Origin of the sequence: Microcystis sp. M53602_WE12, from assembly GCF_030065455.1 — a bacterium.
GTDB classification, from domain to species: domain Bacteria; phylum Cyanobacteriota; class Cyanobacteriia; order Cyanobacteriales; family Microcystaceae; genus Microcystis; species Microcystis aeruginosa.
In genome coordinates, this window is record NZ_JASJFB010000384.1 from 1 (window position 1) to 5,653 (window position 5,653).

At 41.6% G+C, this 5,653-nt stretch carries 4 protein-coding genes and 1 pseudogene; 4 read left to right on the forward strand and 1 reads right to left on the reverse strand.

What is annotated here, in order from left to right:
* Nucleotides 1-561: 561 nt before the first annotated feature.
* Nucleotides 562-1,336, reverse strand: a pseudogene (locus tag PX482_RS13140) (Uma2 family endonuclease).
* A 189-nt stretch (nt 1,337-1,525) separates the two neighbouring features.
* On the opposite strand from PX482_RS13140, the gene PX482_RS13145 reads away from it, so the two are divergent.
* The 4 genes from PX482_RS13145 (at nt 1,526) to PX482_RS13160 (ending at nt 5,453) form a co-directional block, all read left to right on the forward strand.
* On the forward strand, nt 1,526-2,449 hold the full coding sequence (locus PX482_RS13145) for a serine/threonine protein kinase (protein ID WP_288122533.1): 924 nt from the start codon (nt 1,526-1,528) through the stop codon (nt 2,447-2,449).
* A complete protein-coding gene (locus PX482_RS13150) occupies nt 2,446-2,616 on the forward strand; it encodes a hypothetical protein (protein ID WP_287972114.1) in 171 nt (56 codons plus the stop codon). The genes PX482_RS13145 and PX482_RS13150 overlap by 4 nt, the downstream gene beginning before the upstream one ends.
* Entirely contained in the window at nt 2,607-3,482 is an 876-nt protein-coding gene (gene glyQ / locus PX482_RS13155) for a glycine--tRNA ligase subunit alpha (RefSeq protein ID WP_002771993.1), read from the forward strand. Before PX482_RS13150 ends, glyQ begins: the two co-directional genes overlap by 10 nt.
* Nucleotides 3,483-3,797: 315 nt before the next feature.
* Nucleotides 3,798-5,453, forward strand: coding sequence for a lipoxygenase family protein (locus tag PX482_RS13160; RefSeq protein WP_002758835.1), 1,656 nt, complete (start codon nt 3,798-3,800; stop codon nt 5,451-5,453).
* Nucleotides 5,454-5,653: the final 200 nt, after the last annotated feature.

Consider the following 5,653-nt stretch of genomic DNA (forward strand, 5'->3'; position numbering starts at 1 on the left):
CAGATTTGAATTTTTAGTTCACTGTTTACTGGTCACAGCAAAAAGCTTTTGGCTGACGGGTGACGGCTTGGATGTGTAATTAATTTTGCTTAGGTACTTAATGGTAAAACCCTTTGAAAATAAGGCTTTTGACCTGTTAAAATCCGATGTTAGTGCAAGAATATAGGATTGGGACATTCAAAAACCTTGCATTATCCTTCCTATAGTACATAAGCTGGTACAAAAAAAAGGAGGGCAACAAAGCCTGAAACGACCGACGACCGGCTACTGACGACCGACTCCTAACCCCACCAATAAACTTTTTCAGCAAACCCTAAATAAACCTTGACTAATGGGAATAACCAATAAATCCTGAGCTTCTTTTAATCGAGTAATCAAGGGAATTGTTCGAGAACGAATAAAAGGAGAAGCGAGAGCATCCGCTACCTCTAATAAAACAAAATCGCTGGTTACTAAAGAGGATTTATCTTGTTTTAATTGAGCTTTTTTTTATCTGTTTAGCTTGCTCATGAAAGGTGAGGGTGCAAGCAGTTAGATAAACTCACTGACCACCTTGCACTCCTACAAGGTTTCATCGGGATTAATGCCTAATTCTCTTAATCTTGCCGTTAATTGCTCAATTTTTTGTAAAGCCAGTTCTTTTTGTTGTCTTTCATATTCCTTTTGTTGTAAAGCCAGTTCTTTTTGTTGACGTTCAGATTCTTTGGCCTGTTTCTCCAGAAGAGCGGCTTCCTCAGGTGTTGGGATTAACTGACCCCTAGGACTAAAATAACGCAATTTATCGGCGTAGATACCTAAATATAAGCCCAATTCTTCACTCCATAACCAACCTTGCTGATTGGGTTCAATCGGTTGATATTTTCCCCTAATTAACGTAGATCCTTCAAACTCTAAACTATAGGGGTCAAACCAGAAATAATCAGGAGTCCTAAATGTATTTTGATAAATTTCTTTCTTTTCTTCCCTATCAGTCTTAGCGGTACTTTCAAAAGAGGATTTCTATAATCACATTAGGATATTTTCCCTCTTCTTGCCATACTACCCAACTTTTCCGGTTTTGGTTTCTAGTTGTTCCCAATACTACAAAAAAGTCTGGTCCTCTAAAGTATTCTGATTTTTTCTGATTGGGACTGTAGTAGATGGTTAAATTCCCGGTTGCAAAGTAATCTTCTCTATCTTGCCATAACCATTCTAGGCATTTTATCAACAAAATAATCTGAGTTAGATGTAAATTACTTTCCAATGGCGGTTCATCACTCCAAAATTCGCCCGTTGGGAAGATTATCTCATCTTTTCGGGCGGTTTGGCCAGGGGATAGGGGTTGAGTCGTAGTCATGGTTATCTGCTATGAATAATAAGCTGCCCGTGTATTTAAACTGCTTGTTGAGACGGGACAAGGGGCAACAGTAAAGGGATTGGGGAAGATTCAGCTAATCTAAGGATAGGCGGTTAAAATGCGTCTTAGCCTATTATTTGTGTTAATCTCATCTTTACAGATCAAAACCCTCAATCGTCTAAGGAGACAATGGCCGCTAATTCTCGGAATAAATCGCCCCTTTTTCTCGGCTGTTCTGGCAGAATCGCTATTTTTTGCCTCTTGATGTTATTATCGGCGGCAATAGGCTGGTTAATCGGGAAACAGTGGGTTAAACACAGCAATCAACCCCAAACCGTTAAACCCGTTTTTGCCACGGAGGAAAATAACTTTAATTCTGCCACAGATACGGCATGGCAACGGAAAGCCGAGATGAGAAAGCGCCGTCTAGAGTTGGGAATTGATGGTCAGTTTTTTAAAAATCTCGTCAATGAATTGTTTAAACTCCGCTATGGGGATATCAAAGAGGAAAAACAGAAACAGGAACAAAGAGATATTTTAGCAGCAGAAATCCTCGATCGCTTAGAACGTCTCGATTCTGGCACTAGAGAAGCATTAGGTAGCTACGATGAGCAACAACGACAAAAATGGCGAGAACAAGTGAATCAGTTACGCTTAAGCAGTAAAGTCCTTAATTTACTCACTGATACTGCTTTTTTTCAGCTATTTACCGAATTGACAGAAAGACCAAATTTTGATAGCGGTCTAGGTCAACTGTGGAGTGGCTTGGCCTGGAATCAGTTACAATCTTTACAGTCTGGCCTATCTTACCAAGCGCTCGAAAGTTTAGACGCGGGGGGAGAGGAAGTTATCGAGGCAATTCTCAGCGAGGGACAAGGAAAAGCCTATGCAATAAAATTGCGTTCCAGTAATCGGTTAGACTTAAATTTAGAGGCGGAAGGCGAAGTTTTACTATCTTTCTACTCTCCCACGGGTAATATTACCCTTTTAGACAAGTCTAGCGATCGGCAATGGTCCGGTCAATTACCCGAAGAGGGATTTTATGAATTAGTTATTCTCCCCCAATCTTCTACCCCCGTTCACTTTCGCTTGCAGTTAAAAGTAAGTCAATGACTTTAACCGTCAGGAGACAGGAGACAGGAGACAGGAGACAGTCGGCAGCTTTTTTCTCCCCAACCCCCCATCTCCCCACACCCTACACCCTACACCCTACACCCCACACCCTACACCCCACTTCCCCAACCCCTAATCTGCTTTTTTACTTTTTCCCATGTCTCTAACTTTCCAAGCTGTTATCGCTAAATTAAATGAATTTTGGGCCGATCGCGGTTGTTTAGTTGCTCAACCCTATGATACAGAAAAAGGTGCGGGAACCATGAGTCCCCACACTTTTTTAAGGGCAATTGGTCCGGAACCTTGGGCAGTTGCCTATGTGGAACCCTGTCGTCGTCCTACGGATGGCCGTTATGGCGAAAATCCCAATCGTTTTCAGCATTACTATCAATATCAAGTCCTAATTAAACCCTCTCCTGATAATATTCAGGACATCTATTTAGACTCCCTGCGGGTGTTAGGAATTAACCCAGAAGATCACGATATTCGCTTCGTGGAAGATAACTGGGAATCTCCCACCCTCGGCGCTTGGGGTGTGGGTTGGGAAGTGTGGTTAGATGGTATGGAAATCACCCAATTTACCTACTTTCAACAGTGTGGAGGTATCGATTGTCGTCCCGTGGCGATCGAAATTACCTACGGTTTAGAAAGATTAGCCATGTATCTGCAAGATGTAGAGGCAATTAATAAAATTCAATGGAATGAAAATATCCTCTACGGTGATATTTTCCTGCAAAATGAAATCGAACAATGTACCTATAATTTTGAGGCTTCTAATCCTGAGTTATTATTTAGTTTATTCAGTTTATATGAACAGGAAGCTAAACAATTAATCGATCGCTCTCTGGTGATTCCCAGTCTAGATTATGTTCTCAAATGTTCCCATACTTTTAATTTACTCGATGCTAGAGGTGTGATTGCTGTAGCTGAAAGAACCCGTTATATCGGCAGAATTCGCAATTTAGCTCGACAGGTTGCTCAATTGTATTTACAGCAACGGGAAGCTTTAGGTTTTCCCCTACAAACGGTTTAGCAATCAGTTATCAGTTATCAGATGGGAGTTTTCAGTTCACTGTTTACTGTTCACTGATAAAATCTCCCCAACCTCAAACCAGCAACTTTGCACCTCATAGGTGCGAGAATTAATATATTAAGTTTTGCAAACAGATGCAATATTTCGGGAATCTAACCCAGTTCTAGCTGTATATAATGGGTGACACTATATCTAGCAGGTAATTTACCTCAAAAGACCCTTTTGTTGGAGGTAATTCTTTACTTTGACTAGCCTATTAGTGCCAGGAAAAAGACCACAATTTTTAAGTTCTAATTTTTTAGACAAGGAGTTACTTTGCTGACACCATCGCTACCCAAAAATGATCCTGATCCAGTCAAAAGACAAGATCTATTAAGACGACAAAAACAAGTGTACATTTATGATTCCGTTAATGGTATCACCCTCGTCAAAGATTTACCTACCCACGAAAACTTTTCTATTTCCTATCAAGTAATGCGGGGTAAAGGTTTCAGTGCTTTAATTGCCAATGGAGTCGCCACAAGAGTAGAAAATATCTTCGATCCCTTCGACACATTAGAAGATTACGAAGAACTTTTTCCTATCCTTCCCAAACCCACAAGCATTAAAACTTGGCAATCTAATACAGGTTTTGCCTACCAAAGATTAGCGGGAGCAAATCCCCTGGTAATTCGCGGGATTAGCAGCTTACCAGATAATTTCCCCGTCAGCGATGCCATCTTCCAAAAAGCCATGGGACCGGATAAAACCATTGACTCGGAAGCCGCTAAGGGTAACTTATTTCTAGCAGATTATGCCCCCCTAAACAACCTAACTTTAGGCAGTTATCAAAAGGGCATGAAAACTGTAACAGCACCTCTTGTCCTTTTCTGTTGGCGTGCTAGAGGTTTACGCGGTCAAGGGGGATTAGTACCTGTTGCCATTCAATTATATCAGGATCCGACCCAACCTAATCAGCGCATCTATACCCCCGATGACGGACTTAATTGGTTAATGGCGAAGATTTTCGTGCAAATTGCCGACGGAAATCACCATGAATTAGTTAGTCACCTCAGCCATACCCATTTAGTAGCGGAAGCTTTTGTTTTAGATACAGCTACCGAGTTAGCAATCAATCATCCTCTGGCAATTCTATTAAGACCTCATTTTCAATTTACCCTCGCTATTAATAGTTTAGCCGAGAGCGAGTTAATTAACCCTGGCGGATTCGTTGATCGTCTATTAGCGGGGACGCTAGAAGCATCTATCGAGATAATTAAGACTTCCTATCGTCAAAGATTGGATAATTTCGCCGATTATACCCTACCCAAGCAATTAGCCTTCCGCCAAGTCGATGATACCTCCCTACTACCAGATTACCCCTACCGAGACGATGCTCTCTTACTTTGGCAAGCAACGGAAACCTACGTCAAAGATTACCTAAGTCTTTACTATACTTCCGACGCGGATGTAAACGGGGATACAGAATTACAAGCTTGGGTGCGAAAATTGATGTCACCTGAAGGTGGAGGCATCAAAAAATTAGTTTCTGACGGAGAATTAGACACTTTAGCCAAATTAGTCGAAGTTGTCACCCAGATAATTTTTGTGGCCGGACCACAACACGCGGCGGTTAATTATCCTCAATACGATTATCTCGCCTTTTGCCCGAATATTCCCCTAGCGGGTTATCAATCTCCTCCCAAAGCAGCTGAGGAGGTGGATATAGATTATATTCTCCGTCTTTTGCCGCCCCAGTCCCAGGCCGCTTATCAATTGGAAATTATGCAGACTTTAACAGCTTTTCAATTTAACCGTTTTGGCTATCCATCCCGAAGTGCTTTCCCAGATCAACGCACTTACCCGATTTTGGCGGTTTTCCAAGCTAAATTAAAGGCGATCGAAAATGAGATCGATCGGCGCAATTTAACCCGATTTACGCCTTATATTTTCCTGAAACCCTCTCGCATCCCCAATAGTATCAATATTTAGGGTCTGCTGAAAAAGTTTTTTGTGGGGGCAGGGTGTGGGGTGTGGGGTTTTACCCATTTTCAGACGGTCAATTACCTAATTTTCAGGGAAAAAGTCCAGGAATTTTCGCCCCGATCCCTCCAATGGCTGGCACTTTTTGAGGTCAAAAAAGTCTAAAAGTCTTATCCAACAAGGTTTTTAGATTTATTCAGCCAACCCTA